Raw genomic sequence first — 25,960 nt, forward strand, 5'->3', positions numbered from 1 at the left:
TTTTGTTTGTCTTTTTGTAGAGGTTTGAATTACAAACCTGCAGCCATTTGATGCTTTGATTTTGTTGCAGCGATGAGCATGTAGATGCAAGTCGCAAGCAAAGCTGCAAATAGATAGCCCAACAAACCGTGCATTTGGCCCATGAACTTATCAGCAACCACAGGACCAGCAACTGAGCCGATGCTGTAGCTAAACAACATCACTTGTGTTGCGGATACAATGAAACGCTCTTCTAAACCTTCACAACCCAAGTTGATTGCAATTGGATACAGTGCAAATGTTGCCATTCCCAATAGGAACAGCGCTACTGCTAGAACCACCGCTGAGGTAGAAACAAACGTCAGACCAATAGAGAAAATACCCAAAATACAGAAAAACGCCATCAAGACTGTACGAGCCATGTATTTGTTTAATGTGGTCACCATAGGTTGAACCAACATGCCGCCAAGGATGACAAGTGCCATTAGGGTACCAATATCTTGGTGACTAATTTTACGGTTTGCTAGCTCTACAGGCATTAAGCCGTAGATTGCACCCAAGGTTAAGCCAGAAACAATACAACCAATGATTGCAGCGTGGCTTAGCTTAGAAATTTGTTTAAACGATAGTGCGGTTGATTCGTGGCTGTTTGGTTGTTCACAATCGATGAACAGCAATACTAGCATTGCCATTAGGATCAACGTTGTGATCGCGATAAAAGGTACACCGCCGCTTACACCAAGGATACCAATACCGAACTGACCAAGTGCAGAACCACCGTACAAAGAAAGCATGTACAGGCTTAAACGTTTCGCACGAGACGATTCATCACCAGACATTAGCCATGATTCAACAATCACAAACACGCCAGCGACCGCCATACCTGCGATAAAGCGGGCAACAAGCCATACCATGCCGTTAGGAATAATAGGCAGTACGATGATCGTTAGTGAAAATGCAGCTAAGCTACCTACAAACGCTTTACGGTGACCAACGTTGCGAACAATACGCTCAAAGAACATTGCGCCGATCAATAGACCGCCATAGAACACACTCGCCAACCAACTCGCGTAATCAGCAGAGATGTTGTATTCACCAAGCATAAGAGGGATCAAGCTCATCAAATAGCCTGACGCCACTGCATAAAGAGACAGTGCTACGACAGGAACTGTGACTCGTGGTGATGCTGCAGGAATGGCTGTGTTTTCCAATGTTTTGCGCCTATAAGTTAAGTAAAAATCAGGGGTTATTCGGCGCGAATATGAGGCTAATTAATAGGCAAGTAAAACGATATATTTGATTCGTTTCGACAAAAGAAATTTATCGAAATTCTATGGGGAAATGCTGCATAAAAACGCCAGCCTGTAAGCGAGGCTGGCGGAAGGATTTATTTGCTAAGTGCTTGATTTAACCACTGATCGAATTGAGTCTTAGGAAGGGCGCCGTTGATCATATCCACGCGCTGGCCATTCTTGAAAACCATAATGGTTGGGATGCTACGAATACCAAATTGAGCGGCAAGCTGCTGTTGCGCTTCGGTATCAATCTTGACAAAACGAGCGTTTCCGGTCTGTTCTTGTGCCACATCCGAGAAAACAGGCGCAAAACCAACACATGGATTGCACCATGGTGCCCAAAAATCCACCACAACTGGTGTGTTACTTTCTAGCAGCGCCGAGAAGTTATCGACAGTGCCTTCTATCGGTGCGCCATCAAACAGGGCGTTTTTGCATTTACCGCAACTTGCAGCTTCTGCAACTCGCTCATTAGGGACACGATTTAAACCGCCACAAGACGGGCAACGAGTTTTAAACGATGACATGACTTCTTCCTTTATGACAACTTGATGAAAACATGACTTACCAGTCAGCCTCATAATTTGTATACTTATTTTTTAGCCTGCCGAATTATAAGACGGCAAGTCTGTATTTGGACCCGAACAGGTTCTAAGAAATTTCATTAAAATACAACAATAAATAGGTCTGCGATGACAAATTACTACGCTGAAATTACCGGTTGGGGAAAATGTCTTCCACTAGCCACGCTCTCTAACGATGACCTTAGCACTTTCCTTGAAACTTCAGATGAATGGATTCGCACCCGTACTGGTATTGAAAACCGTCGCATCAGCCACGTAAACACGTCTGACATGGCAACGGTAGCCGCGCAACACGCGATGGCTCGTGCAGGTGTAGAAGCGAGTGACATCGACCTAATCATTGTTGCGACATGCTCTCCTGATTCTCTTATCCCAAACATTGCTTCTAAGGTTCAGCAAAACCTTGGTATTCGCTCTGCTGCTGCATTCGATTTAAACGCGGCATGTACTGGCTTCGTATACGGCCTAGAAACAGGCACACGTTTGATTCAATCGGGCAACTACCGAAACGCAATCATTATTGGTGCTGAGCGTCTTTCTTTCTACATCGACTGGGCAATGCGCGATACTGCTGTGTTGTTCGGCGATGGTGCCGGGGCAGTTGTTCTGACCCGTACAGAGCAAGAAGCCGGTCTACTGCAATCGCAAATTGGTTGTGATGCAAAAGGGCGCGACATCCTTTCTGTGCCTAAGTTTGGTACATGCATGGATCGCTTTGCGGAAGACAACGGTTACTGGGACTTCAACTTTGTAGGTCAAGAGATCTTCAAACGTGCCGTAAAAGGCATGGGTCTAGCGGCGAAAACGGTTTTGAAAGCGTCTGAACTAACCACAGATCAAATCGACGTCGTAATCCCGCACCAAGCGAACATCCGTATCATCCAAACACTGTGTGACCTTTCTGGTATCCCGCAAGAAAAAGCGTTTGTGAACATCCAAAACTACGGCAACACTTCGGCAGCGACGGTGCCAATTGCATTGTGTGAGGCGCTAGAACAAGGCCGTGTTAAGCCAGGCGACAACATGCTATTAGCAGCGTTTGGTGCTGGCCTAACATGGGGTGCTGCGGTGCTGAAGTGGGGTGACCGCGTAACGCCAATTGCAGAAAGCGACGCTGTGTTACCTGAGAGTGACAAGTCTGCACTTGAGTTACTAGAGCGTGCTATTAAGCTTTGTAACGAACGCCCACGTGGTGAAGACGCATAACTAGCGCGCGCGGTTAACTGGTCAAAACAAGCAATAAGCGAAAGGGAGCACAAGGCTCCCTTTTTTGTACCTATTTCTTCGCAGGCGTTAAGACATAAAACCAAGATTTGATGAAGAGAAGCTTCGAATGTTTGGGAACACATAATCTAACGCTGCATTGTCGCCAATCCCTATCCATTGTGCGAGTGTAGCGCCAACTTGGTCCGCTGCTATTTTCGGAATCAAACGACCTTTGGAATAGTCATCTTCGCCCCCTAAGACCAGCTCAGGCCAAGTTCCAATAGGTTGGGAACCTTTTACGGCTCCGCCAATTAATAACTGATGCCCGCCCCAGCCATGGTCGGTACCGTTACCATTATTTGTCATTCTTCGCCCAAAGTCAGACATCGTAAATGTCGTGACATTGTCACTCAATCCCAAGCGTTCGATAGCTCGATACATAGCAAAGAGGTTTGTGGCGAGATCGCCAAGTAATGCAGGGTGCTTAGACAACTGTGAATCATGGACGTCATAACCGGTGTGCTTAACAAAGAAGACTTGGCGTTGTTGATTCAACACTCCTTGGCTAGCAATCAATTTATAGACTGTCTGCATTTGTTTCCCCAATGTACTGGATGTAAACAGAGGGGCGTTATCGACATCATTTAACTGTTGAGATAAAACACCGCTCATGGTCATCGACTCATCCACCATGAGATTGAAATGGCCACTGAATGGATTGTTTGTCGGTGTCGATTGAAGTTGGTCGTAAATCTCTTTGTATAAAGGATTGCCCAAGGCACTTAGCTGTACTGCTCGGTCTTTTTTCAATACCGTTTGACGTTGTTCTAATCCTCGCAGCCAAAGTGAATCACCATGCACGCTATAAAGAGGCGTTATTTCAGAAGAAGGGCTCATTACATCCAACATTCTGCCTGCCCAGCCAAGGTTGGTAAATTCGTCCATGCCACCGCGCAACCAAGAGTTTGTTTGAGAATTATGTGAGAACAGTTGATCTGGTAACGGGACATCACCAGATTCGATCGCCTGTTTCGTCATTGGTTGTTCTAGAATTCCGCTATTGAGCACGACGGTGGCGTCACCGTTATCAAACATCTCAGATAGTCGTGCAAGTTTAGGGTGCATTCCTAAAGGGACGGTATTACCTTGGTTGTCTTTTGCATTGAGGCCAATCGGAATGACCGTATTTTTAGCGACAGACAGTTTGCCTCTGACACTCGCATATTGGTCATAATGAAAATCAGACAATGGTAATATCGTGTTAATCGCATCATTCCCACCCGCTAAATACACACAGATTAACGCTCGAAAATCGTCGTTTGGTGAGGCGAGTGTGTAACCTGGTAGCCCAACCGTTGCCAATGCACCAAGAGAAGCGGTTCCTTTGATAAAGTTTCGACGTGAAGTGTCCATAATTCGCTCCTAATCTTGAATATAAAATTCATTGCCAGATACCGCAGTGAATATCACCAAGGCAAGTTTGGTTTTGGGTACATAGTTGGTTTGATAGTTGTCGAGGACATCGAGCATTACTTGCTTCAATTCAGTAGACGCTGTGTTAGCAAAAAAACGCGTATCAATCGCGTCTACTAGCGCGGGGTGGTTGTCTAACAAGCTGTAGAGCTCGTCCATATCAAGCGTATAAGTGGCACCGGATTCTTTGCGTACGCTATAGAGCATAAAATTGACCAGTTCACTGTAGACAGACCAGTCAAACAGTTCATATTCGGGTGAGACCATACCTGTAAAGACGAAATCCGATGAAGGTTGGTAATTGGGAGAATAAAAGTTGAATACAGAAGGAGAGCGCAACGGTCCTTGGTTTGCAATGTTCATTAATGTCACTGCGCCATCGTATCGCGTGGCGGTTAGGGTGAACCCCGCAGCGCGATGAAAATTAGTAAGTACGAGGATTGGTTCTTTGACTTTCATGGGGCGATGAGCGGTTAAACCTCTGGCTTCGTCATCAAGCAAAACGGCTTTGATCACGGCATTCAAGTCGCCTTTCACTCCTTTACCATTGTTGTTAAACACCGAGGCGACTCTTGCGATGTATTCTGGCGTTGGGTTGGAAGTCACAAATCGTTGAATCAACAACTTAGACACAAATGGCGCAATGTTGTCGTGCGCCATCAAGAGATCAACAACTCGATTTAGTTCTTCCTCTGCTGTCAATCCGGCTGGGATGATGGTGCCCAATACCGTTTTTTCGCCCGTATCGTGACGGCCGTTAATGACGCGCATTGGCTTCACAAACAAAGTATCTGACTTGTTCCAACCTGTAAGGGCACGAGCCAATTCTTGTATGTCTGCTTGCGAATATGTTGCAAGCGGTTGTCCGGTTTCTTGGTCAAATCTAACACTACCATCAAGGTTGAGTTGGTATAACCCAATAGTGAAAAGCTGCATCAATTCGCGAGCAAAGTTTTCATCAGGTAGGGCGCCTGTCACGGTATTTTCTTTTGCACTGCCCATCATTGAGAGATAGTTGCCCATCACTGGATGTTTCGCCGTATGTAAAAGCAAATCTCGATAGTTGCCAAATGCATGCTCAACCAACAAATCGTAATAATTGATTAAACCATCGGGTTTGCTAGAAAGAATTCCTCCATAGCGGGACACGACCAAAATTTGACTAAGTGCGTATGCCATTCGCTGTCTCAACTGATCATCCGCGGTGAGAACGGTTTGATACCACGCATTTTCTCGATTAGCTTGCGCACCTTTGCTAAACGACGTGGAGTAAAGATCACTGTGAAAAGTGGGAGGCAAAAGAATTTGTTCTGTAATCCAATCTTGGTAACTGCTTCGCTTAACCTGTTCGATTAACTGAGGTGTTGGACCAAATGTGGTTTGATAGATAAAGCGGGCATCGGCTAAATCTGGGTCATCTTCATCAGCTGAAACCGGACCAACAAAGAACAGCAGCATTGCGACAAAGCCAAGCACCCAACAAGAAATTTCGTTTTGTTTCTGACGTCTCATAGTTAACTCGCTTACCCAAAGGAACGACTTAAATCCATTTAACGGGAGTCATGAAGCTCGAAATGAGCTAATTAATAAATTTAGTGAAATCAAGCAGCTGCAAGACGGATTATAGACGGTAAAAATCACTATCAAAGCTATCAATTACAGAAAATAGTCTGGCTAGGTCTTAATTTAAGATAAGAAAAAACGGATAAGTGACTGAATAGTATTGCTACCAATCCGTTGTGATCGAACTCAAATAAAATGTGAAACTTTTTTGAATACGTAGAAATATTGGACGGGGTCACATGTCAGAAATTACGTCTGACTTCATACTGATATAACAGTTAGTTTGATGGTTGTGAGCTTTTAAGACAATTGGCTCTATAAAAAACATGCCAGAGTGATTACCTTACTGATCGATTTATTAATTAAGTTGCATAAAGCGTGAATAAGCTCACGATTGTACATAAATTGCACAAATAAATGCGACCAATAGCTAACATTTACCGGGTCGATAACTTCGACACAGTTCAATCCGCAGCTAGTAAAGAGGAGAGGTAATAGCTGCACCATAAATGTTGGATAGGAGAGCACACATGGAAGCTCGCAAAACTATGCTTGCTGTTGTTATTGCATCTACGGTCGCTGCGTGTGGCAGTGATGACAATGATGAGAGCGCCAGTCAAACGTACACACTTAATGGTACCGTCGTGGATGGGTACATCTATAACGCTTTAGTCTGGATGGACGTCGATAGAGATGGTGAGCCAGACGCCGATGAACCTCAGGCAAACACTGGCCTTGATGGTACCTACTCATTTCAAATTTCAGAAGCACAAAAGGACGCCTTAGTGGGTGTACCAATTTTGGCTCAGTTAACGAACGACTCTGTCGATGTGGGAACTGAACCCCCAACCACGATGGAAGAGTTAGAGCAGAAAATCGCTGCTAATGAAGCAGAGAAAGTCTTTGAAGATACTGAAGAAGGGCACGCCATTGTTCTTGGCATGCCCCCTTTAACACAAGCCGACTTTGATGATCTTGAAGATGGCGAACTTGATGGTCAGGTTATTAACCCTTTTACTACCCAAGTTCATGAAGAGCTGACGTCTCGAATAAGCGCCGTTCTGGAAGATCAAAACCTCGATGAGTTAAGTGATGAGAAAATAGCAGCGCTGCTTGTTTCGCTTGGGAGCCTAGTGAACCAAGCAATTGACGATGCAGTCGACGAGTTAAAAGAAGAGCTTGAAGATAGCACCTTGACCGATGAAGAGCTTAAAGCCCGTTTGATGGGGGATTTTATCGCTGAAGGCGACACAGGCGAAATCCTCGAACTAGCTGAAAGTAAAGTCGACGAGCGCGTATCGGATGAACGAGTCGCCGAGGAACTGGAAGATGAAAACCCCGATGGTAAGGTGACCCATTACTCGTATACCGACAGCTACTACGGTGTGCCAGATAACATGGATATCGCTTTAGACTTTACCGTGGAAGGCAGTGAAACGGAAATTGTCGATGAAACCGCGAACACATTGACCTATCAAGCGACTGCTACAGAGTATTATCAACGAGCCGGTGTAAAAACGGTGTTCAGTACATTCACAGAGGAAGCGGTGCAGAACCTTGATGACGGTACTTTCACGGCCAAGATAACGTTTAAAGCAGACTTGAACTTCGATGGCGAGTTTGATTTCACCAGCCATGTATATGATGTCGGTGTCGCAGATGAGGGCGAGACTCGCGGTCAGTGGGAGTTTACTCGTTACATTGATGAGTCTAACCCCGCAGACTCTGGTGGTGACAGTGTCACTACTGATGACCCAGAGCGAGAGTTAAGCTACAGCACGGTTGATTTGTTCGCAGAAGCCATCATGGCGGGTGACATGTCCGGTGTGGACTTGTTGCAGACCATGGTTGAGGTGGAAGAAACAACGACCGAATACGATTACGAATCTCGTGAATTTAAAGAGTACGACCTAGACGCTGCAGTTCCTCTAGAAGCGGCCACCTATGCGCAAGTTCGTGAACGATGGGACTATGTGGATGGTGGTAACAAAGAAGTCATCAAGCATGATTGGGATGCAGACGGTTCAGTTAATGAAACGACAACAAGTATGAACAATGCCGATGGCTCCGAGTCACACACGAAAGCAGGCCCGGTTTGGAACTGGGATGGGTCAGTTAGCTTCGAATACCAAGTCAATTATTGGGAAGAATATACCTATACCAAGGGTGTCAACGAAGACAGTCAGAAAATCGAAACGAGTGTCGGTGGCAAATATATTCTCGATGAAGCTAACGCGGTCAAGAAAGTTGATGAAAATGGCGATGGTATGATGTTCAACCGTTGGGACGAAGTGAAAACCTATTGGTCAGAGACAGATATTCGTACTCATGTTGAATGGCAACACTTTGCAATTGAAGGGTATGACTACACCTTTAATGATGGTGGACAAAAATACAGCACTCTAATCAACGACAATTACACCGGTTATCCTGAGTACGTTGGTCCTTATATTGAAGACTTAGGCGAACTGGTCGACGGTTGGATCGAAGAAGAGTTGTCTGAACAAGCGATCTGGTTGCGAGTCATTGGTGAGTCTATCCGTGGCGTGAGCCGCAGTGAAGGTTACGATTACTGCGAGGTCAATGAGACTGGTGCATCAGTCAATGCCGCGTTGTTGGCGTCGGAGCTAACAAACTGTGGTGGCCTACAACCATTAACGACGGATGACGTTGTCGATTCAAGGCTGACGAGACGCAAAGGAAACGGCGTTGAAGTTCGTTTCTGGGATATCTATGAAGGTGGTATGGCCGATCGCGAGACTTGGAAAGCCGATGGCAATACTGAAAACCTCGGTTGGGATTGGAGTATCACCTCAGAAGGTTACTTAAGGTTAAGCAAAGGAGACGATTTTGTCCGTTTGATTGCGCCTTACTTCAAAGGTGAATATGGCGCTGCCGTTATTATCTTTGACGAGTACTCAGATACAAGTATGAACGAAATGTGGAGTACGTATTTTGTCGATACTGTGGATTTATACATACCACCGCAACCAGAGTAAAAAAGCGAAGGTGCTTGCAGCATCAATAACGAAATAAGCACAAGAGCTTAAACTAAAAAGCCGCTCACTCATTGTATTAACATGAGTGCGCGGCTTTTTGTTTTAACGAATTAGACTCAATGGCTTATTTTCTCGCGAGCTTATGATGCGCTCTAGAAAAATGATCGGCACAGAATGCACCAACAATGGATAGCTCACCAGCCAAGCATAGGCCGGCAGCGACTTCTGCTAACGCCTTTGCTTTGCCATTGCCGTGCAAACCAAGTATATCCAAACACGCTTTTTGAGTTGGTAAGCCAGTACCACCGCCAACGGTGCCAACCATGATGTTTGGTAATGTCACAGAGGCGTAAAGATCACCATTCGAGTCGATATCCATTCTTGTAATACCAACTGCTGATTCGGCAACACATGCCGCATCTTGTCCGCAGGCGATGTACAAAGCGGTGAGGGCATTGGCGTAGTGCGCATTGATACCGATAGTGCCGCTTAGTAATCCACCTACAGTATTCATTTTGCCAAACTTCACCATCGCATCTGGTGTGGTGTGCAGGTATTTCTCGACCAAAGCTGCAGGAATCGTCACTTCAGCTGAGACTTTTTTACCGCGAACAGAGCGTAAAGTGTGGGCGTTGGCTTTCTTATCACCAGATAAGTTGCCGTCAAGGTAAGCATCAACCGGCGCGACTGGACTGTGTTCAAGAATGTAATGGAAGACTTTGTGTGTCGCGATGGTCACCATGTTCTGACCAGATGCGTCGCCCGTCACGTATTCAAACACCAAGTAAACATGATTGCCTTCGATGTTGACGTTGATGTCTTTAAGCTTACCGTGCGTGGTGGTGGATTCTGCTTCTTTACGGAAGATATCGTATTGAGTCACCACCCAACTGACGAACTGCGCTGCTTCTGCAAGTGATTGGAAACCAAACACCGGAGTACGACTCACGCCTTCGCTGATCAAAAGCGTACTTGCGCCACCAGCTGCGGTAATCAAGTTCGCGCCTCGGTTATAAGAGGCAACGAGAGCGGCTTCTGTTGTTGCGAGTGGTACTAGGTAGTCGTCATTCGCGAACAAGCCGTTAATGCGAAGAGGCCCAGCAACACCGACAGGGACGTTAACGGTACCAATAAAGTGTTCAATGTTGTTGGCGTATTGGTCGTAATGCGATTGTGTGAAAGGATCCAGAAGAAGATCTTTGTCCGTCATGGATTCGAGTACTTTCCAACGGCGTTCAATGTGCTTTTCCGTCAGACCCGCACTGAGGCAAAGTTTCTTTTCTGGCTTGTGGTATTTCGGTTCTAATGCCGATTGTACTTTTTCGCAGGTTTCATTATCAGAGAGTGCAGAGCTATTCCTTGCGCTGTCTAAATTTAATTTCGGCATACAAACGTTTCTTTATTCATTTGGTTTGGAATTGTAGTGATACAAAACGTGATTACAATCCCGCGTATACGTTTTGCAACAAAAGGCTGCTCCGCTTCAAACTGATGAACATTCGGCTTGACCAATAGATAGAGCGTTATCCATTGGCTGATAAAACCGATATTTGGGCTAACCAATACAGTAGGTTATTGAAAATTCAACCAAAGCTAATATGGAAGCGGGACTGAGAAGTAAAACGCAATGAACAAACCACCGAATTTCTTCTTATTGTAAAAATTGTGCAAAGTGGGCGAACTACTCTAATTTGAGACTTCAAATAATGAGATTGGAATGTGGTTGTGTGGCGTAAAATGGTAAATAACTTGGTTTGCGCCACGGCATAATAGCCCCACGTTTTCAATTGAGGGTAACGTATGATTGTTTACTTTCGAGTTCAGGACGTAGAAGTGCTGTGTGATGAAATAGACCTCGCAACACTGATGCAAGCCAAGCTCAAACAATTACCAAGTACCAAGCCTCAAATGGACTGAGCAGTATAACGTCACGAAGTGCTGGATGCGTTCAGCGCAATAGACTGTTTATACACTTTAGGAGATAACCCGGACACTCTTTTAAAGGCGCGCGAAAAGTGCGAAATACTGGTGTAGCCAAGTTGATTGGATATATAAGTGAGAGAGTGTCCTTCTTCCATCAATTCGCAAGAAACAGAGAACATCAATGACTCTTTAATATGCCGAAAAGAAGTGCCTTCATTCTTTAACTTTCTTTGAAAGGTTCGGACAGAATAGCTCAGCAACTGAGCCGCTTCTTCTATCGACAAATTACGCTCTCGCACATAAGGGCGCAGGAGTTCAAACACGCTATCGGTAAAACTTGTATGCCACTGGATCTGACTCGGTTCAGCGCCTAACTGTGAGTCCGATATTTGGATTGGTACGTTAAGAATGTCCGCGGGAATGTAAACACTGGTCTTCTCTTGACCCACAAATATCTGGCACTGGCTAGGAACAACACTTTTTACGATATCGCTGTTGCTGCCTTGCAGGCGTACCTTGCTTGGATACCAAGCGGTTTTGGTCAAAATGCTGATGAGCTCAATGATGTAAATCACAGCAAATGCTTCAGACCAGTTAGCGATTTGTGTGTCTTTTTGTTCCGAATATCGACAGAACCAGGCATGGCCATGATGGGTTTCGAAAGAAACGTTACTGCCAGGCGAGTCTAAACTGAAGATTTCATCAATGTGCTGCATTGACTCACCGATGGTTTGAAATGGCAAAAACTGATGCAAGACATTGGGTATAACGCGGCGACGAAAGACTAACACCAATAAGTCGGTGAATTTCGTTACGCCAAGTTGGGAAGAAGTAAGATGAATCAAACGTTTTATTGATTCAGACGGAATGTAGTCGCTCTCGGTTTGGAATAAGTCCGCAGGTAAGCCAGCGTCACTAAGGAGCTTATGCTTGTCCAAACCATAGTCGGCAAAGACTTCGACCAGAATACGAGCATAGTTAGTCTGAATGACAGGTAAATGAAACGTTTGATTTGGCATTGTGGTGATACTCCTTTATCAACGACTAATCTTAGCGCATAACGGACGGTTTTTGATACAGCTCGCTATTTATTATTCAATTAATTGAAGGTTGGGCAGGACGGTATATTATTAAAATGTTCAATCTATTCAATGGCAAGGGGATAACATGTCCGAGAACGAAAAACAAAAACAGCCAACGGAAGTGGCGGAAAACAAAGAGACGAATAAAAAAGACAAAGTAAAGACGGTCACCAACTATTTGCTTTTGTTCATTGTCGTCATGCTCGGGTTCAGCATTGTGTCAGACCGCATCATTCCAGTGACTGACAATGCACGCGTTAAAGGCTATATCGTGCCGATAAAACCTCAGGTTTCTGGCAACGTTTTAGATATTAAGGTTCGTCCGAACCAACTTGTTGAAGAAGGTGATGAGCTCGCCGTTCTCGACAAGTCAGATTATGAAATTGCAGTGAAGCAAGCCGAAGAGAATCTTGAAATCGCAGGGCAAAACGTTGGAGCGCAAACCGCGTCAATCGCTTCGGCACAAGCAAGGTTAACTTCAGCGATTGTTGAACGCCAAAACACAGAAGCGCAAGCCAACCGTGTTCTTGCCATGGCAGAGAAAGGCGTAGTGTCGAAATCGGATGCAGACAAAGCGAGAGCATCACTGGCAACCGCAAGAGCGAACGTAGTAAATGCGGAAGCGGATCTTGAAAAAGCGAAGCAACAACTGGGTGCCGAAGGCGAAGATAACAGCCAAGTAAAAGCGGCATTGCTGGCACTTGAGCAAGCTCAGTTGAACTTAGAACGTACTGTTATTCGTGCGCCAACTCAAGGCGGTGTTTCGAACTTCAGTTTGACCGAAGGCTTCTACGCTTCTGCAGGTCAGCCAATCATGACGTTTGTGTCGACAGAAGACATCTGGATAGAAGCATACTTTCGTGAAAACAGTTTAGGCAACGTCAGCATTGGTGACGAAGTAGAAATCGCCCTCGATTTTGTTCCTGGCAAAGTCATCAAAGGCAAAGTCAGCAGCATCGACTGGGGTGTCGATTGGGGACAAAACCAACAAGCGGGCAAGCTCGCGCAAGCCAACCAACAAACAGGCTGGTTACGCCAAACGCAAATGTTACCAATCGCTATCGAGTTTGATCGTGAAGAGGTAACAGGAATGCTACGTGTTGGCGGGCAAGCAGACGTGATTGTCTACAGCGGTGAAAACTTCATGTTTAACACCCTTGGCAAACTTTGGATTCGTCTACTGAGCGTACTGTCTTATGTCCGATAATCTGAGCATTGATAACGCAACTCAACGCCGGATTTTGCGCTTCACCATTGGTGTCGGTCTGGCGGTGTTTCTCGCTGCTTGGATTAATTGGCAACTGGCGTTTGTCGCGCCGGTATTTACCGCGAAGTTCTTGGTCGATAAGCCAAATCTTCACAGAGAGACGATTTACGAGTTGCTGCTGGCATTGATTGCCACGATGGGATTGGGACTGCTTCTTTCAGGAGGCATTACTCAGTACCCAATTGTTCTCCTGATTGCCGTCGGTTTGATGATGGCATGGGGTTACTACTTGTTTACTGACCCCAAATGGAATCTGTTCGCGACCATTTTGTTGATTGCGGTGTTGATGTTGCCGTTTATGGCAATCAATAACCCTGCGATTTCTGTAGTGCTCGCGAGTGGCTTGGCGATTTCTGGTGCGGTATCGGTGGCGATTTTTGCTTTGGTTCATATTTATCTGCCAGAGCCAGACAGTGAGTTCGCCGGTTATGCGGCTCCACCAATTGGTAAAGAACAACGTTGGCACGCGTCATTTCGAGCTATGTTGATTTCGTTTCCTGTGGTGTGCTTCTTCTTTGTCTTTCAGATTTCAGAAGCGCTGCTCACCATGATGTTTGTCGCGTTGCTGTCTTTGATGATTACGTCAGAGAAGTCAGTCAAATTAAGCGCGTTCTTAATCATCAGTAACGGTATCGGCGGGATACTTGCCATTTTGGCATTCTCGATTCTCGCGATTGTGCCAAGCATATTCTTTTACACCGCCTTTATTGCGTTATTGGCGGTATTGATAGGGAAGAAGATTTACACCGTGCCAGAGAAGGCACCGATATTCGCCACGGCGTTCAGTACCTTGCTTGTCTTAATCGGCAGCACGCTAATGAGCTCTGGCGATATCGACAGCAATACATTTATCCGAATCTTCCAATTGGTGTTGGTCGGGACGTACATGATCCTCGCATCACTCTTTTTGGAAACCCGACAATGGAAGTTTTTGCAAACATAACACTTAACAGACAGTGAAAAGGTAACGCTATGAAAGCTTCAAATGATTTCTCTAAACAGGCGATAGACGCCGCTATCAAGATCGGAGCCGTAGCGTTACTGATCTGGTGGTGTTTCTCTATCCTTAGTCCATTCATTATGTTGGTTGTGTGGGGCGGTATTATTGCCATCGCGCTCTATCCAGTCATGATGTCCCTTCATAATCGCTTAGGTATCTCAAAAGGTAAGGCGAGTGCGCTCCTCAGCACTATCGGTGTACTGTTACTTTTAATCCCACTTATCGCGCTCTCATCTGGTCTATATACCAATGGCACTGAGGTCGTCACTGGGTTGCAGGATGGCACCTTAGTTGTACCTAAGCCACAAGAAAGCTTGAAAGAGATCCCTGTCGTGGGTGACAAGCTGTTCGCTGCGATTAACTATGCATCGACCAACATGGAAGGCTTCTTAGTCAAGTATGGCGAGCAAGTGAAAGGCTTCCTTTCTCAAGCCGCATCTATTGTTGGCTCGGTAAGTGGTGGTTTCATCCAGTTCATTATTTCTACCATGATTGCTGGTGCATTCATGAGCAATGCTGAAGTTTGCCAGAAAGGTTTTACCAAGTTAGCAGATCGCCTCACCAACAAGAAAGGCGAAGCGTTGATTGATCTTTCAAAATCGACCGTTCGCAGTGTCGTTCAAGGTGTGATTGGCGTTGCGCTGATTCAATCTGTCATGGCGGGTGTTGGTATGGTCGCGGTTGGTGTTCCTGCTGCTGCACTTTGGATGGTTGCTGTGATTCTGATTGCGATTGTTCAGTTGCCTCCGATTCTGGCATTGATTCCTGCGATAATTTACGTGTTTAGTGTCGAATCAACACTGGTTGCTGGCATCTTCCTAGCTTGGTGTATCTTGGTTAGTGCAAGCGACGCGGTACTTAAACCAGTTCTTCTAAGCCGTGGTTCAGACACACCGATGCTTGTGACATTACTAGGTGCTCTGGGGGGTATGGCAATGTCTGGTATCGTTGGTCTGTTTGTTGGTGCCGTGGTACTGAGTCTGACTTATCAATTAATGGTGAACTGGTTAGATGAAGAGGACACTGAAGAAAACAAAGCACTGAACATGGACCAAAAAGCGAAGGAGGAAGACAAAGTAGAGGTGGCATCATGAAACCGATGACCAGGGAAGATAACTTTTACTTTTTGTTCTTTGCACTTATTGCGTTGTTTTTTGGCTGTGCCGTGATGCATCAGTTTTATCCAGATGGGCAGGAGTTTGTTCTTGCTCTTTTGGTGGTGACACTAGGTGCTTCGATTGCTGGTATCAATAAGAAGAACAAAACCAACCGAACATGGTATGGCGTGTTACTGATTGTGGCCGTCATCTCCTATGGGATGTCGTTCTTAGAGCATTTAGATCTGTCCATTTTGACGCTAGGTGCGTTATTGGTGTTCTTGTTTTCGCACATATACTCGGCGCTAAAGCAGGTAGTATTAACCAAGTCGGTAACGACAAACCACATTATCGGTTCGATTTGTATCTATCTGCTACTAGGGCTTGCGTGGGCGGTGATTTACTTGTTGGTGTTGGAGTTCTTCCCGAGCTCTTTCACAGGATTAGAAGCAAAACCTTGGCTGTCGAACTTGTTTAATGCTTTGTACTTTAGCTTTATCACATTAACGACAGTAGGCTATGGTGACATTTCACCAACGGTTCCAGTGGCTCAGTTCTTCGTTTTCTTTGAAGCGATAGTCGGGAGCTTTTACTTAGCCATCATGGTGGCAAGTCTGGTGAGTATTCGTTTGGCTCAAGCACAGAGTTAGCAAACAAGTGAATGGTTTGAATGGCGGAGATGAAAAGTCTCCGCCATTTTTGTTTTAACAGGAAATGAACTTAGCCATTAAACGCACGAGCAACGCGACCTTCACAACGGATCGTGTAGCTACCCACATAAGCAGGAATGAAAGCCGATTGCCCTTTGGCAAGCACCAATGTTTCGCCGCTTTTTGCAAGCAGCGTTACGTCCGCATCGATCGGCATCAAGATTTCCGCACTGCTCATCTCAACTTGTTGATCTTTTGGATCTTGGAACACAGAGAATTTGAAGTCTTGTACAGGAACAGGGAAGTGATGCTCACAGCCGTTGATTGCTGCATGGGTTAGTAGCGTATTCATTGGTTTTGGGATGAAGTCGGTACACTTAACCAGTTCTTCCACATCCATGTGTTTTGGTGTTAAACCAGCGCGAAGTACGTTGTCTGAGTTCGCCATTATTTCCAGACCAGTGCCTTTGATGTAAGCATGAGGCGTTCTTGCGCTTAAGAACATGGCTTCACCGGGTTTTAACGTAATAACATTCAGCAGTAATGGGGCAAACAAACCCACGTCATTCGGGTACTGAGCAGCAAGGTCTAAAATCAATTCGCACACAGGGCCTTGATTGGCTGCTGCGTAACTTAATAAGTGATCCACGGCGTTAACCTTGCGTGCTTCTTCCATGGAAAGAATCTCTACGAAGAACTGACACAACCCATCTTGGTTGGGATTACGCTCAAATTGTTCTAGGTAGCCGTTGATTTCAGGAATGTAACACAGGCGGAACTCAGCGATGATTTCATCAAATGGACGAAAGCCGTTCATCGCTTGGTATTCAGTAAGTGCGTAAACCAGCTCTGGCTTATGGTTCGCATCTTTGTAATTACGATTGAATGCACTCAGCGGGACACCTAACTGTTGTTCTTTTGCATAACCTAGCTCCGCATCTTGCTTGTTTGGGTGCACCTGAATAGACAAGGCTTTATCCGCCGCAAGAATCTTGAAGAGGAAAGGTAGATCACCAAAGGCTTCTGCCGTGCTTTGGGATAGAAACGCTGACGGATCCTGGTTGATCAATTCTGATAATGAAACATTTGTACTCGAAGCAGTAGTGTTTCCTTGTGTAACGATAGAGCAACCATTCGGATGCGTACCCATCCAAACTTCGGCTTGAGGTTGTTGAGCTTCGTTAGCAAAACCAAACAAATCGTGGATAGCAGTGCGACTTCCCCAGTCGTAGTTTTGGATTTTATTGTCCATTTTGAAGAAGCATTTTGATGAAATAGTATTCGAATTCATGAATTTTACCCGTAGAAAACCCTCCGAACTGAATCGGAAGCAAAAAATAGTGGAGATTGGACGGGTGAGCGGTTAACTCACCCTAAGAGGTGTAGAAGTCGCTTCTACAATCAGATGTCTACAACCTAAGCTTGGGAGCGAGCGGCTTTCTCGAAGGTTGAGCCTGCAAGAACGGTAACAACAGCAAGCCAATAACGGCTGCGCATACCGAGATGGTGATAAAGAATCCAGTCCAGCTGTATTCTTCAAGAATCAATGCCAATGGGTAGCCAGAAAGTGCGGCACCCATGTAAGCAAACAAACCAACAAAGCCCGTTGCTGCACCAGCAGAATCTTTGTGTGAACATTCCGCTGCAGCCATGCCAATCAACATTTGTGGACCAAACACAAAGAAACCAATTGAGAATAATCCCGCCGCTTGGAACGCGAAGTTGGTTAACGGCATCAACCACAGTGCGGCGACAGATAGGAATATACCTGCGGCAAACAATAGGTTCATTGGGCCTCGGTTACCACCGAACAATTTATCCGAGCCCCAACCAGCCACGAGAGAACCAACAAAGCCACCGATTTCAAACATCGACAGCGCAGCGTTAGCATTGATTAGGCTGTAGTGATGTTGTTCTGTTAGGTACAAGTTACCCCAGTCATTGATAGCGGTGCGCACGATGTAAACCAGAACATAGCTAAATGCGAGCAACCAAATGTACTTGTTGTTGAACACGTACTGTTTGAGGATTTCTTTATAACTCAGACCTTGTCCGTGATTTTCTTGAGCGAGTTCTAACTTGTCATCTCGCCATTGACCAACCGTTGGTAGCCCTTGAGTGGTCGGTTTATCACGCAAGCGCCAACAAACAACCACACCAAGAATCACGCCGATTACGCCCGGTACGATAAAGCCTTCTCGCCAGCTGTAATGGAATGTAAGAAATCCAACGAGTAGGGGAATTAACGCGCCACCTACGTTATGAGCCGTGTTCCAAATTGCCCACAAAAAGCCACGTTCTGAGCGCGAATACCACGTCGTAAGTAACTTAGAGCACGAAGGCCAGCCCCAACCTTGGAACCATGCATTCATTACCCACAGTGCAGTGAGTGCAACCAAAGAGCTAGAGAAGCCAAACGCGATATTGATCAAGCCAGTCGCGATTAAACCGACACCCATGAAAAAGCGAGGGTTAGAACGGTCAGAAATGGTACCCGAAATAAACTTAGATAAGCCGTAGGTGATGTAGAAAAGCGTCCCAATCATACCGATATCGGCTTTATCTAGACCCAGATCAGCAATCATTGCGGGTGCGGCATAGTTGAATGTTTTACGAGTAAAGTAAAAGCCCGCATAACCAAGATACATGCCCAGCATGATGTGCAGACGCCAATAACGATAACGTTCATCCACTTGGTCTTTGCTAAGGGGAGCTTGGTTGTAGCTCGGAGACTGAAATAATCCAAACATGCTCGTTACACCTTAGGTAATGTGATGGCGATTTGCGTACCATCAACATGATCGTTCAAAGAGTAGATATACATTTTTCCACCAAGCGCTTGCACTCGTTCTTGCATGCCGCGAACGCCCATGCCTTTCATGCAGTCTTCGGTTTTGAAACCAATGCCGTTGTCAGCGATGTTCAACGAAATGTTCTCGTCAATAGACAGCTCAATAACGATTGACGTCGCACACGCATATTTGGCTGCGTTATTTAACGCTTCTTGGCACAAACGGAATAGGGTGACTTTCAACGTGTCGCCTAAAGACTCATAGTCACCTTGCCAATCAAGCGCAACGCTAGTGCCATGATTGTCGAACTCCATTTCACGGGTTAACTGGTGAACGGAATCCTTCAAATCCAGATCGTCGAGCATTTTCGGACGCAGTTTGCTCAGCAAATGTTTGGTGGTGTCATAAACATTAAGTGATAGGTTTTCGATCATGTCGGCACAGCGTGTGTTCATTTCGGCATTATCAACCCGCTTAATGATGCTCGCTTGGGTACGGATCGCTGTGATGTTCTGACCAATTTCATCGTGCAGCTCCCTTGCTACATCACGACGCACCGACTCTTCCGCTTGAATGAGTTGTCGAGACAAGGTTTGGTTTCTCGACAATTCGCCACGCAGCTTTTGGTTAAGATCTTTTTGTTTCTGCACCGCTAAACCGAGCATGATGCCCGTTAAGGTTTGTGCCGAAAGGGACAACAGCAGGTCAGTGATTTCTAGGTTCGATACACCACTTCGCGCAGCGATCAAGGCAATACTGTTTAACATGGTCGCAAGCAGTGCACCTTGCCAACCGTAACGCAGTGCCAAGACGATGATTGGGATCGCCATACAGAAAGGTGCAAATCGAGCCAGTTCATCAGGCAAGCTGGTTTGAACCAAAATGCTGGCAATCAACAGCACGCTATAAAGCAGAATATGACGAACTTTGAATTGAACTTCGTTGGCTAACAAGTTCGAGGTCAGCGGTGACCAAGGGCTTTGGAAGAGATAATTCCAGAGCAAGTAACACATCGGCAGCACCAACAAACCGCCCGCAATGCTCGCTAACCATGCCATATAGGCAGATTGAACATGATAGCCAACCGCCAGTACGTTAATGCAAGACGTCACGAGCAACACGACCGCCATCACCGCTAAATGTTGGTTCTGATCGCCTTTGTAATAACGCTTAGCAAGGTAAACCACTGGAATACTCAACACGCTGGCCACCAACACCATCAACCATTGTGGCTGTTCAAGAAGTAGAGCGAGTGCAACGGTCAGCCCCCATTCGGCAAGGTAAATCGTTGCCCAATACTTTGTGCGCGTGTGCAGTGTTAACCCCAAACGCAACGCGAAGGGGAACAACAAGATCGCAAGCTCTGCATCGTTCACAAAGTAATAAGCGATCACCCACAGACAGAACCACGAGCATCCTGTCATGAATAAACCGCAAATGGAGGTGATGGTGTAGCTACGCATTAAAACGACTCTTGAGAGAACAGTTTGGCGAGCTCAACGTTGTTCTTTACGCCAAGCTTATCCATGGCGTTTGCACGGTGAACGTGAACGGTTTTATGGCTTAAGCCAAGCTCAGTGGCGATAGACTTCACATCCAAACCACGAGCCAGCAATTGGCACACTTCGTTTTCACGACGTGTCAGTTGAGTCAGCGTCGCCGCTTTGTCACTCGGTGTTGCCAACTTCAACGCAATATCCGGCGTTAAATAACAGCCGCCCGATGCGCTAGTTCTTACAGCTTGAATCAACTCATCTGGGCTACAACGTTTACTTAGGTAACCTTTTGCGCCGAGTTTAAGTGACTTTTCAACCATTGCCGGAGAGTCATGCACGCTAAGCATGACACAAGCAATGCCAGAAGGGATTTCGGACAGTAGGGTAAGCCCACTTTCGTCTGCCATCGAGATATCGAGGATAACTACATTTGGCTTGCACGCAGGTAATCCCACTCGAGCTTCTGCTACCGAGCTAAATTCACCTACAACATTCATGTCTGTTTCAAGGCTCAGCAATTGAGCAAATCCAGAACGAACAATGACATGGTCATCAACAAGCGCTACGTTAATCATCTTAAATACCAAACTTCAGCAATACACAAACGAAAATGAGCTCTCAAAGAGCCCAATAAAAACCTACTATGATACTAAATTGACCAAGTTTATTTAATGATCTAGCGCGCTTTGACTGGCAAAGCGCGCTGTTTGATTAAGCTTGGTTTTCTGCGAGTTCAAGCTTTTTCTTGTTTTGACGGATCTTTTTCTCTTCCGCGATAGCAACGAAAGCCAGCAAAACAATACAAATCATTGCAGAGGTATCTAGGGCAGCAAACGTGCCTTTCCAACCCGTTAGACCAAAGATTGGCGTGCCGTCTGCAATCATACCAAGACCCAGTTTCGCGAAACTGTCACCAATTAGGTAAGCGAATGTGCCTTTTACGCCATCTGCAACACTGATTGCTTTTTTAGGAACAAAGCCAACTGCAGCAACACCGATAAGCAGTTGAGGACCAAACACGAGGAAGCCTAGAACAAATAGCGACGCTAGGTACATGAACTCGCTCGTTGCGTGTTGGTAGAACTCAAGTGATACGATGATCAAACCCAAAGAAACACAAGCCACTAGCGCACGGCGACCGTTCGCAAGGTCAGACAGGTAACCCCACATCAGAGTCCCCACAAGCGCACCTACTTCGAATAGGGTAAAGCCAGAGATTGCTGTTTCTTTTGATAGACCGAGTTCTTGGTAAGCGTAGACCGTTGACCATTGGTCGATGCCGATACGCACGATGTAAAGGAAGATGTTTGCAAAGCAAAGTAGCCAGATAACTTTGTTTTTCAGTACGTACTCAACAAAGATTTCTTTCTTGGTCATTTGATTTTCTTCAGCCGCTTCGTCTTCTTCGCTGACTGCTTCATCAAATAGCTCTTCAACTTTACCTAGACCATATGCTTCTGGAGAGTCGTTACCAAAGCGCATGCCAATGAAACCAACGATGATCGCAATGATAGAAGGAAACACGAACATGCCGATTACGTGACCGTCGAACAAGTAGTTTGCACCAAACAGAGCTACACCTGCGGCACCCGCACCACCTACGTTGTGAGACATGTTCCAAAGACCTAGATAAGAACCACGCTTGTTACGCGGCGTCCACTTAGTGATGGTCGAGTAACTAGAAGGACCACCAGTACTTTGGAAGAAACCACTCAGTGCATAGAATGCGACCATCATGAACAAGCTCGCGCTACCGCCACCCATGCTGAAGCTGAAACCAAGCATCGCCAGACCAGAAAGGATAAGCATAAAAGGGAGGAATTGCTTGGTGTTCTTACCATCGGCGTAGTAGGAGACTACGGTCTTACCGATGCCGTAAGTGATCGAGAAACCGAGACCAATCAAGCCTAGGTCTGTCATCGACAAGCCGTAAGTTGAAATCATGTCATTTTGCGCGACGTTGAAGTTTTTACGGATCAGATACATGGTCAAGTAGCCAATAAATACCACTAGGTAAGATTGGATAAATGGCTTAAACCACATTTTTCTACGTGCTTCGACAGGAAGGTCGAGGGTAGGCTTTCGGACTTGTTCAAGGAATCTTAACATCGTGAACTCTCTTGTATTAGTGTGATGCACTTGCGTGCTCGCTTTCTTTTAACTGTCGACGATTGTAGAGAGTCCTCTTTTGAACCACATGAGAGGAGGGCTTAGATCGGCTAGGAAAAATTCCTAGAAAACGATTGTTGATTAAGAAAGCGTGAAAATCATCACACTCTGTGCGGGATAGCCTTAGTTCGAGCGATAAGCATCCAGTCACCTAGTTAGTTTCTTCCTTGGCGTAAAATGGTAAGGATTAAAAACTGCGCAAAATAAAATCACCGTCTGATTTCTTCTCAAGGTAATAAGCCATGATACGAAAGGTGATTATATTAACGATGCTAATCTCTGGCAGTGCATCGGCAAATTTACATATTTGGAAAGAGAGAGAGTTCACCGCATATACCGATATGACGGAAGTTCAATTTCTTTTAAAGAATAAGTACAACAAAAAAGCGGATTATTATCTCAGAATCGATGATAAGACGTTCAACAGCAAAATAACACTCGATCCTCAACAGGAAGTGTCATTAAACGTTCGAGTCAAAACACCTGCGGGCCAAATAAGCAAAAAGAAAATTTGTACTCGAATGGTGAATAACACACCAAATAGCTACGAAGTGTGTTCTAACATCCGGTTAAAAAGGTATTAATGCATGATCACGATTGCTAGCAAGCGTGTTCTGTATTGTGGCTTGCCTTTGTTACTGCTGAGTTTTGCTGTTATCGCAAATCCTATTCCTAGTGTTTCTAACCCATCGGGTACAGACAGAATCAGAACGTCTGAAGGCGCAACCTGTGAGCAAGCCGTCTCAACTGGTAAAACCTTTCAGGTCGGTACGTATGGCGCAACGGGTCAAGAAGACAGTGATAACTACTACAACAACTATTACCAGCAAAACCAAGATGAGGCGGGCGTATACGCGTCACTGACTTTTCAATTCGGTGGTGAGGAACGAGTCGATTGCACTCGTCTTTATGAATTCGAATTGCGAGAGAGAAAACGGCAGGAAGAACTCGCTCAGGCAGAGCACGAGCTGAAGCTTCTGCAAATTCAAGCAGAAACACAAAGGCTCAAGAGAATGAAGAAAACTCAAACCACTTTTTCGGAGTAAACATGAAACTCAAGAAACGACCAGTCCGCATTGCGTTGCTAGCAGCACTTATTGCGGCAACGAGCGCTCACGCGAAACCACCAGGAGATAAGGATGAAGCAACAAGTGACGACGTCACGTTCAGTGCGACTATTCAAGAGCAATGCGGCATAGATGTTACCGTAGCGAACGCTGATCTTGCTTTTGGTGAGCAATACAACGATTCCAAAGCTCAAGTTAAGTTGATTAATAACGAAGACGACGGAAAAATTGAACTGAGTCTTGAACCTATGAGCGATAATGATCTAGGTGATAATATCGACAAAGAAGATGTGTGGTTTAAATCCGGTGGCGTCCATCAAGCAAATATGAATGCTAAAGATTGGGAGTCAGGCATAGAATATTCCCGTGATGACATTCGAAATAATAACCTAGTTGACTTGTCCGCTCGAATTAATGTCGATGAAAGCAATTTGGATGCTGACCAATATACATTAGTCACTAATTGGGTCATCGAGTGTGATTAATAATAAATTAATGAAAGCCCTTTAATAGGGCTTGTTTTCTTATGAAGCAATTTCTAATTTCATTATTAGCAGTCGCGCTATTAAGCGTGAGTTCGCTTTCTCGTGCGGCCCAAGTTCATTTTCATAAACATATCGATGAGTCTTGTGGCATTGAAGTGATTAAAGAGCGTGGCGAAATTCATTTCGGTCGAAGATTTGGCACTGATTCATTAACGCTCAAACTACTTGCGAATAACCGAGATAAACGTCTCTATTTTCGTTTGTCCTATTTCAATATTGATATGGGCGCAGAGACCATCAGTCCGGAACGTATTCACTTTAAAGTGGAAACGCCGGAACGTTTTGTCGGTAATCTTGACTTCTGGCGGCAAGGCATTGAGCTAAACCTTGAGCAATTAGATTCGAGTAAAGAAGTCCGAATCAGCGCCAGAGTTGATATGAACGAGTATCAGATGCCTGCAGGTGAGTTCTCTCTCAATATGGAATGGCACTTAGATTGCTATTAATGACAGCTCGGAAGTTTGTGCATAAACTAGAATAATCCTTGGTATTTTAAGATGATAGCTTGCATGCCCAATACAGATATTCCTTTGGTTCACTCGGAAGAAGTAAAGCTTTTTGCCACTATGCTCAATGAGCTTGATGGTGATATTCACTCATTACTTGAATCCGCCCGAATGCCACAGGATATCTTGTCTAACCAATCCCTTGACGCGTTTGTTCCTGAGAGCGCGCTAAAAGCCGTCTTCCAAACGCTGGGGGAACGTGCATCACCAGAGAAGTTTGCCTTGCTAACTTGGACGCTTTGTCACGACATCTATGTGCCTAGATTTGCGAATCAAATTACTCAAACTCACTCGCTAAAAGCAGCGCTAGAAGAGGTATCCCAACTGCTTAAACAAATCTCTGATAACGTCAGTATTTCTGTTCAATCGCGCGGCGGGAAATGGTGGCTAGTGAGAGAAAAACAGAACGCAGAAAGGGACTGGTTCCGTTACGCAGAAATGTTCTCCGCGATGTTCATGAATGAGTTGCTTAAAAAGCTTGTTGGCGCCCAATGGCGATTAGCAGAAGTCGGAATTCAAGATGTAGAAGCCGAACCTTTCAATCTGTTGCCGGGTATGAAGAGTGCGCAGTTCTTTACTGGTCGACCGGTTACTGCAATCTCAATTCCTAATGAATGGATTAACCAGCCGATTGCTTTCACACCATCTCAAACGGCGCCAAATACAAGTTTTCGTGGTGAGGATGATAAGTTCAGCGATGCCTTAGCAAGGGCGCTCACGCCTTATCTCTCGATGGGTAAGATCTCTATCCAGTTTGCTGGCGAGTTGATTGACATGAATGCTCGCACCATACAAAGGCGGCTAGCAAATGAGGATACGACGTATAGAGAAGTGATCGAAGGTTTGGTGCTGAAACAAACGCTAGAGCTTTTAGCGGACCGAGACCTGAGTATCACCCATATTGCGCTCAAAACAGGCTACTCCGATTCTGCTCATTTCACCCGTGCGTTTAAGCGAATGATGAAAGTCACACCTAAAGCGTACCGTCAATCCTTGTCTTAATCAGTTACACATAAAACCTCTGAATAATCGGAGGTTTTCGTCTCAACTCACATTTCTATAACAATGTCCGCATGTTGTCGTGTAAAGGCAATTAAACCACCTTGAAAATCATCATCATGACTTCTATGTTTTTAACGTAAGTCGTCTGTTTCATATGTGTTTTTATCTGATCAGTTGTTTTTGGTGATCACTGAAATAGATGCCCTCATAACGCCGCTGTTTAAACAGGGAGGTTATAGGAAATGGACCCCAACTATCCAAAAAC

The 25,960-nt window shown here is 45.4% G+C and carries 21 protein-coding genes; 10 read left to right on the forward strand and 11 right to left on the reverse strand.

Features of this window, described 5'->3' with window-relative positions:
* Nucleotides 1–29 precede the first annotated feature (29 nt).
* On the reverse strand, nt 30–1,190 hold the full coding sequence (locus tag C1S73_RS23290; protein WP_038870633.1) for an MFS transporter: 1,161 nt from the start codon (nt 1,188–1,190) through the stop codon (nt 30–32).
* Nucleotides 1,191–1,366: 176 nt separating this feature from the next.
* The gene (gene trxC, locus C1S73_RS23295) at nt 1,367–1,801 is read right to left on the reverse strand and encodes a thioredoxin TrxC (RefSeq protein WP_005443913.1); all 435 of its coding nucleotides are present in this window, start codon (nt 1,799–1,801) and stop codon (nt 1,367–1,369) included.
* Nucleotides 1,802–1,966: 165 nt separating this feature from the next.
* On the opposite strand from trxC, the gene C1S73_RS23300 reads away from it, so the two are divergent.
* On the forward strand, nt 1,967–3,064 hold the full coding sequence (locus tag C1S73_RS23300; RefSeq protein ID WP_038870636.1) for a ketoacyl-ACP synthase III: 1,098 nt from the start codon (nt 1,967–1,969) through the stop codon (nt 3,062–3,064).
* An 87-nt stretch (nt 3,065–3,151) separates the two neighbouring features.
* On the opposite strand, the gene C1S73_RS23305 is transcribed toward C1S73_RS23300, so the two are convergent.
* The gene (locus C1S73_RS23305; protein ID WP_038870638.1) at nt 3,152–4,477 is read right to left on the reverse strand and encodes a DUF1501 domain-containing protein; all 1,326 of its coding nucleotides are present in this window, start codon (nt 4,475–4,477) and stop codon (nt 3,152–3,154) included.
* 9 nt (nt 4,478–4,486) lie between these two features.
* Nucleotides 4,487–6,049, reverse strand: a complete 1,563-nt coding sequence (locus C1S73_RS23310) for a DUF1800 domain-containing protein (RefSeq protein WP_038870639.1) — start codon at nt 6,047–6,049, stop codon at nt 4,487–4,489.
* Between the two features lie 581 nt (nt 6,050–6,630).
* Here C1S73_RS23310 and C1S73_RS23315 point away from each other — a divergent pair.
* A complete protein-coding gene (locus tag C1S73_RS23315; RefSeq protein ID WP_038870641.1) occupies nt 6,631–9,099 on the forward strand; it encodes a hypothetical protein in 2,469 nt (822 codons plus the stop codon).
* Nucleotides 9,100–9,223: 124 nt separating this feature from the next.
* Here the strand turns inward: C1S73_RS23315 and C1S73_RS23320 are convergent, their stop codons facing one another.
* Nucleotides 9,224–10,486 carry a hydroxymethylglutaryl-CoA reductase gene (locus tag C1S73_RS23320; RefSeq protein WP_038870642.1) on the reverse strand — a complete coding sequence of 421 codons (1,263 nt, stop codon included), beginning with the start codon at nt 10,484–10,486 and terminating at the stop codon, nt 9,224–9,226.
* Nucleotides 10,487–11,027: 541 nt separating this feature from the next.
* A complete protein-coding gene (locus C1S73_RS23325; protein WP_038870644.1) occupies nt 11,028–12,041 on the reverse strand; it encodes a helix-turn-helix domain-containing protein in 1,014 nt (337 codons plus the stop codon).
* 148 nt (nt 12,042–12,189) lie between these two features.
* Here C1S73_RS23325 and C1S73_RS23330 point away from each other — a divergent pair, with 148 nt between their 5' ends.
* From C1S73_RS23330 to C1S73_RS23345, 4 genes are read left to right on the forward strand one after another with little or no spacing between them, the layout of a single operon-like run.
* Nucleotides 12,190–13,311 (forward strand): HlyD family secretion protein, encoded by a 1,122-nt coding sequence (locus tag C1S73_RS23330; RefSeq protein ID WP_038870646.1) that lies wholly within the window; start codon nt 12,190–12,192, stop codon nt 13,309–13,311.
* Nucleotides 13,301–14,314, forward strand: a complete 1,014-nt coding sequence (locus C1S73_RS23335; RefSeq protein ID WP_017189078.1) for a DUF2955 domain-containing protein — start codon at nt 13,301–13,303, stop codon at nt 14,312–14,314. Before C1S73_RS23330 ends, C1S73_RS23335 begins: the two co-directional genes overlap by 11 nt.
* 29 nt (nt 14,315–14,343) lie before the next feature.
* Nucleotides 14,344–15,465, forward strand: coding sequence for an AI-2E family transporter (locus C1S73_RS23340; protein WP_038870648.1), 1,122 nt, complete (start codon nt 14,344–14,346; stop codon nt 15,463–15,465).
* Nucleotides 15,462–16,118, forward strand: coding sequence for a potassium channel family protein (locus C1S73_RS23345; RefSeq protein ID WP_038870649.1), 657 nt, complete (start codon nt 15,462–15,464; stop codon nt 16,116–16,118). Before C1S73_RS23340 ends, C1S73_RS23345 begins: the two co-directional genes overlap by 4 nt.
* A gap of 70 nt (nt 16,119–16,188) precedes the next feature.
* Here C1S73_RS23345 and manA read toward each other — a convergent pair whose 3' ends face one another.
* The 5 genes from manA to uhpT form a co-directional block, all read right to left on the reverse strand.
* Nucleotides 16,189–17,409 carry a mannose-6-phosphate isomerase, class I gene (gene manA / locus C1S73_RS23350; protein ID WP_038870651.1) on the reverse strand — a complete coding sequence of 407 codons (1,221 nt, stop codon included), beginning with the start codon at nt 17,407–17,409 and terminating at the stop codon, nt 16,189–16,191.
* 118 nt (nt 17,410–17,527) lie between these two features.
* A complete protein-coding gene (uhpC, locus tag C1S73_RS23355; RefSeq protein ID WP_038870653.1) occupies nt 17,528–18,868 on the reverse strand; it encodes an MFS transporter in 1,341 nt (446 codons plus the stop codon).
* 5 nt (nt 18,869–18,873) lie between these two features.
* Nucleotides 18,874–20,373, reverse strand: a complete 1,500-nt coding sequence (gene uhpB / locus C1S73_RS23360; protein ID WP_038870655.1) for a signal transduction histidine-protein kinase/phosphatase UhpB — start codon at nt 20,371–20,373, stop codon at nt 18,874–18,876.
* Entirely contained in the window at nt 20,373–20,981 is a 609-nt protein-coding gene (uhpA, locus tag C1S73_RS23365) for a response regulator transcription factor UhpA (RefSeq protein WP_005435246.1), read from the reverse strand. Before uhpA ends, uhpB begins: the two co-directional genes overlap by 1 nt.
* Before the next feature lie 136 nt (nt 20,982–21,117).
* Entirely contained in the window at nt 21,118–22,515 is a 1,398-nt protein-coding gene (gene uhpT, locus C1S73_RS23370) for a hexose-6-phosphate:phosphate antiporter (protein WP_038870657.1), read from the reverse strand.
* A gap of 647 nt (nt 22,516–23,162) precedes the next feature.
* Here uhpT and C1S73_RS23380 point away from each other — a divergent pair.
* The 4 genes from C1S73_RS23380 to C1S73_RS23395 all read left to right on the forward strand — a co-directional run bounded on the left by C1S73_RS23380 (nt 23,163) and on the right by C1S73_RS23395 (nt 25,695).
* A complete protein-coding gene (locus C1S73_RS23380) occupies nt 23,163–23,621 on the forward strand; it encodes a hypothetical protein (RefSeq protein WP_038870659.1) in 459 nt (152 codons plus the stop codon).
* A 2-nt stretch (nt 23,622–23,623) separates the two neighbouring features.
* Nucleotides 23,624–24,127, forward strand: a complete 504-nt coding sequence (locus C1S73_RS23385) for a hypothetical protein (RefSeq protein ID WP_038870660.1) — start codon at nt 23,624–23,626, stop codon at nt 24,125–24,127.
* Nucleotides 24,128–24,168: 41 nt separating this feature from the next.
* Entirely contained in the window at nt 24,169–24,633 is a 465-nt protein-coding gene (locus tag C1S73_RS23390) for a hypothetical protein (protein ID WP_038870662.1), read from the forward strand.
* Nucleotides 24,634–24,696: 63 nt separating this feature from the next.
* Nucleotides 24,697–25,695, forward strand: a complete 999-nt coding sequence (locus tag C1S73_RS23395) for an AraC family transcriptional regulator (RefSeq protein ID WP_038870664.1) — start codon at nt 24,697–24,699, stop codon at nt 25,693–25,695.
* The last annotated feature ends 265 nt before the right edge of the window (nt 25,696–25,960 follow it).

The sequence above is a fragment of the Vibrio jasicida 090810c genome, from assembly GCF_002887615.1.
In the GTDB taxonomy this organism is placed as follows: Bacteria; Pseudomonadota; Gammaproteobacteria; order Enterobacterales; family Vibrionaceae; genus Vibrio; species Vibrio jasicida.

Bases quoted from the DNA above. Each gene is read 5' to 3' on its own strand.
- trxC (WP_005443913.1), bottom strand. From the start codon at position 1,801: ATGTCATCGTTTAAAACTCGTTGCCCGTCTTGTGGCGGTTTAAATCGT.
- C1S73_RS23300 (WP_038870636.1), top strand. From the start codon at position 1,967: ATGACAAATTACTACGCTGAAATTACCGGTTGGGGAAAATGTCTTCCA.
- C1S73_RS23305 (WP_038870638.1), bottom strand. From the start codon at position 4,477: ATGGACACTTCACGTCGAAACTTTATCAAAGGAACCGCTTCTCTTGGT.
- C1S73_RS23310 (WP_038870639.1), bottom strand. From the start codon at position 6,049: ATGAGACGTCAGAAACAAAACGAAATTTCTTGTTGGGTGCTTGGCTTT.
- C1S73_RS23315 (WP_038870641.1), top strand. From the start codon at position 6,631: ATGGAAGCTCGCAAAACTATGCTTGCTGTTGTTATTGCATCTACGGTC.
- C1S73_RS23320 (WP_038870642.1), bottom strand. From the start codon at position 10,486: ATGCCGAAATTAAATTTAGACAGCGCAAGGAATAGCTCTGCACTCTCT.
- C1S73_RS23325 (WP_038870644.1), bottom strand. From the start codon at position 12,041: ATGCCAAATCAAACGTTTCATTTACCTGTCATTCAGACTAACTATGCT.
- C1S73_RS23330 (WP_038870646.1), top strand. From the start codon at position 12,190: ATGTCCGAGAACGAAAAACAAAAACAGCCAACGGAAGTGGCGGAAAAC.
- C1S73_RS23335 (WP_017189078.1), top strand. From the start codon at position 13,301: ATGTCCGATAATCTGAGCATTGATAACGCAACTCAACGCCGGATTTTG.
- C1S73_RS23340 (WP_038870648.1), top strand. From the start codon at position 14,344: ATGAAAGCTTCAAATGATTTCTCTAAACAGGCGATAGACGCCGCTATC.
- C1S73_RS23345 (WP_038870649.1), top strand. From the start codon at position 15,462: ATGAAACCGATGACCAGGGAAGATAACTTTTACTTTTTGTTCTTTGCA.
- manA (WP_038870651.1), bottom strand. From the start codon at position 17,409: ATGAATTCGAATACTATTTCATCAAAATGCTTCTTCAAAATGGACAAT.
- uhpC (WP_038870653.1), bottom strand. From the start codon at position 18,868: ATGTTTGGATTATTTCAGTCTCCGAGCTACAACCAAGCTCCCCTTAGC.
- uhpB (WP_038870655.1), bottom strand. From the start codon at position 20,373: ATGCGTAGCTACACCATCACCTCCATTTGCGGTTTATTCATGACAGGA.
- uhpA (WP_005435246.1), bottom strand. From the start codon at position 20,981: ATGATTAACGTAGCGCTTGTTGATGACCATGTCATTGTTCGTTCTGGA.
- uhpT (WP_038870657.1), bottom strand. From the start codon at position 22,515: ATGTTAAGATTCCTTGAACAAGTCCGAAAGCCTACCCTCGACCTTCCT.
- C1S73_RS23380 (WP_038870659.1), top strand. From the start codon at position 23,163: ATGATCACGATTGCTAGCAAGCGTGTTCTGTATTGTGGCTTGCCTTTG.
- C1S73_RS23385 (WP_038870660.1), top strand. From the start codon at position 23,624: ATGAAACTCAAGAAACGACCAGTCCGCATTGCGTTGCTAGCAGCACTT.
- C1S73_RS23390 (WP_038870662.1), top strand. From the start codon at position 24,169: ATGAAGCAATTTCTAATTTCATTATTAGCAGTCGCGCTATTAAGCGTG.
- C1S73_RS23395 (WP_038870664.1), top strand. From the start codon at position 24,697: ATGCCCAATACAGATATTCCTTTGGTTCACTCGGAAGAAGTAAAGCTT.